Source organism: Streptomyces sp. SPB074, from assembly GCF_000154905.1.
Taxonomy (GTDB): domain Bacteria; phylum Actinomycetota; class Actinomycetes; order Streptomycetales; family Streptomycetaceae; genus Streptomyces.
Genome location: NZ_GG770539.1, coordinates 6,109,165 through 6,111,544 on the forward strand (window position 1 = coordinate 6,109,165; position 2,380 = coordinate 6,111,544).

Here is a 2,380-nt window from a genome sequence, read left to right on the forward strand (position 1 = left end):
CCGTGCTCGCGAGGAGCCGCCCGCCGACGGCTCAGGCGGACTTGCGGCTGTCGCGCGGGTGCACCGCGATGTTCATCGCACCGGAGCGCAGGACGGCCAGGCGCTCGGCCAGGACCTCCTCCAGCTCCTCCCGCGTACGCCGCTCCATGAGCATGTCCCAGTGCGTGCGCGCGGGCTTGGTCTTCTTCTCCTCCGGCCCGTCCCCGTCCACGAGGAGTGCCTGTGCGCCGCACACCTTGCACTCCCACTCCGCGGGGATCTCCGCCTCGACCGAGAACGGCATCTCGAAGCGGTGTCCGTTCTGACATGCGTACTCGACGGCCTGGCGCGGGGCCAGGTCGATGCCGCGGTCCGTCTCGTAGCTGGTCACCACAAGGCGTGTGCCGCGAAGCGCTCGCTCACTCATGAATCGTGCCTCCCGGGCTTGCTCGCCCACAGAACAGTCGTCGCTGTCGTCGTCATCCGGTCAACGTCCGGTCGGCGGTGAAGATTCCCGTGCGGGGTCAGAGCGTCGCCGTCGTAGCCGCCCCATTTCTACCCACCAGTGCCCGCTTTGTCACATCTGGCGAGGTACGCACCGCGATTCCCCGGTCCGCCCTCGCGGTGCGCGGGCGGCGGGAACGGTACGTCCGAATGGTCAAACGCGTACACTACCGCCCTTCGTGCCCCCGTGCGAAATCCGCGCGGGCGGCGGCGCGGCAGGTCAGGCCAGGGACCGGGCCCCGCCCTCCACGCCCGCGGGGACGGTGTTCCCCGCCTCGCGCATCCCCCGCGCGAGCGGCACCCGCAGCAGTACGCCGAAACCGAGCACGAAGAAGACGACCAGCGAGATGATCGCGTCCCGGTAGCTCCCCGTGACCTGGTACGTGAGCCCGAAGAGCAGCGGGCCGAGCCAGCTCATGCCCCGGTCGCTCATCTCGTACGCGGAGAAGTACTCGGCCTCCTTGCCCGCCGGGACCAGGTGCGAGAAGAGCGAGCGCGAGAGCGCCTGGCTGCCGCCCATGATCAGCCCGATCCCGGCGGCGAGGACGAAGAACCACGCGGGCGCCCCGGCGGGCAGGAAGTAGCCGCAGGCCACGATGAGCGTCCACGCGCCGAGCGAGGCGAGCACCGTCCGCTTCGTCCCGTACCGCAGCGCGAGCCGCCCCATCCCGAGCGCCCCGGCCACGGCGACCACCTGCACGAGCAGGATCGCGACGATGAGCGTGGACTGGCTCAGGCCCAGTTCCTCGGAGCCGAAGACGGAGGCCTGCGAGATGACCGTCTGGATGCCGTCGTTGTAGAGGAGGTACGCGAGCAGGAACCACAGCGTCACCGGCCGGGCGCGCATGTCCTTGAGCGTCGCGCCGAGCTGCCGCCAGCTCCCGCCCACGGCGTTGGCGCCCGCCCCCGCCGCCGGGCGCTCGCGCAGCCGCCGCAGCGGGACGAGCGTGAACACGCCCCACCACAGCCCGGCCGAGGACAGGCAGATCCGCACCGCCGTCGACTCGCTCACGCCGAAGGAGTCGTGCCCGAGGTAGAGGACCAGGTCGAAGACGAGGACGAGCGCCCCCGCCGCGTACCCGAAGGCCCAGCCGCGCGAGGAGACCGCGTCGCGCTCCTGCGGCGCGGCGATCTGCGGCAGGAACGCGTTGTAGACGACCGTCGAGACCGCGATCGAGGCGTTGGCGACGACGAGCAGCACCCCGCCGAGCAGATAGCGGTCCCCGTCCAGGAAGAACATCCCGGCCGCCGCCGCCGCGCCGAGGTAGGCGGCGGCCCCCAGCAAGGGCTTCTTGCGGCCCGTACGGTCGGCGAGCGCCCCCGCGAGCGGCATCACCAGGACCGAGACGATCACCGAGAGCGAGACGCTGTACGCGAAGAACGACCCGGCCCGCACCGGCAGGCCCAGCGGGTGCACGTATCCGTCCGCGTCCGCCGCGCTCTTCGCCACCTCGGTGAGGTACGGGCCGAGGAAGACCGTGAGCACGCTGGTCGAGTACACCGAGCAGGCCCAGTCGTAGAAGTACCAGCCGCGCTGCTCCCGCCGCCGCGCCCCCGCCTCGTCCGCCGCCCCGGCGGCGACCGCCGCCCCCGCGTCCGCGCCCATCCCGCTCCCTCGCCTCGTCCCGCACGCGGACTCAGGCTCCCGGCCATCGCCCCCGGGCCCGCAGCACCGTGCGCAGCGCCTCGATGTGGTCGGTCATGATGCCATCAACCCCGAGGTCCAGGAGGCGTTCCATCTCCGCCTCCTCGTTCACCGTCCACACGTGCACCTGGAGCCCGCGCGCGTGCGCGCTCCGCACGAAGGCGCGGTCGACCACCGTGAGCCGCCCGTGCCGCGCCGGCACCTGCGCCGCGAGCGCCCCGCGCGGCGGCACGCAGGGCAGTCCCCAGGAGC

At 72.4% G+C, this 2,380-nt stretch carries 3 protein-coding genes; all 3 read right to left on the minus strand.

The features are described 5' to 3' along the window. Positions 1 to 31: 31 nt before the first annotated feature. The gene (locus SSBG_RS25925) at positions 32 to 406 is read right to left on the minus strand and encodes an RNA polymerase-binding protein RbpA (RefSeq protein WP_008749015.1); all 375 of its coding nucleotides are present in this window, start codon (positions 404 to 406) and stop codon (positions 32 to 34) included. A gap of 297 nt (positions 407 to 703) precedes the next feature. After that, the gene (locus tag SSBG_RS25930) at positions 704 to 2,089 is read right to left on the minus strand and encodes an MFS transporter (RefSeq protein WP_008749016.1); all 1,386 of its coding nucleotides are present in this window, start codon (positions 2,087 to 2,089) and stop codon (positions 704 to 706) included. Positions 2,090 to 2,120: 31 nt separating this feature from the next. Further along, the coding region (locus tag SSBG_RS25935) for a glycerophosphodiester phosphodiesterase family protein (protein ID WP_267880271.1) at positions 2,121 to 2,380 on the minus strand (260 nt) is incomplete at its 5' end.

Excerpts from the sequence above, each read along its gene's own strand:
- SSBG_RS25925 (WP_008749015.1), bottom strand. The coding sequence starts at position 406 with ATGAGTGAGCGAGCGCTTCGCGGCACACGCCTTGTGGTGACCAGCTAC.
- SSBG_RS25930 (WP_008749016.1), bottom strand. The coding sequence starts at position 2,089 with ATGGGCGCGGACGCGGGGGCGGCGGTCGCCGCCGGGGCGGCGGACGAG.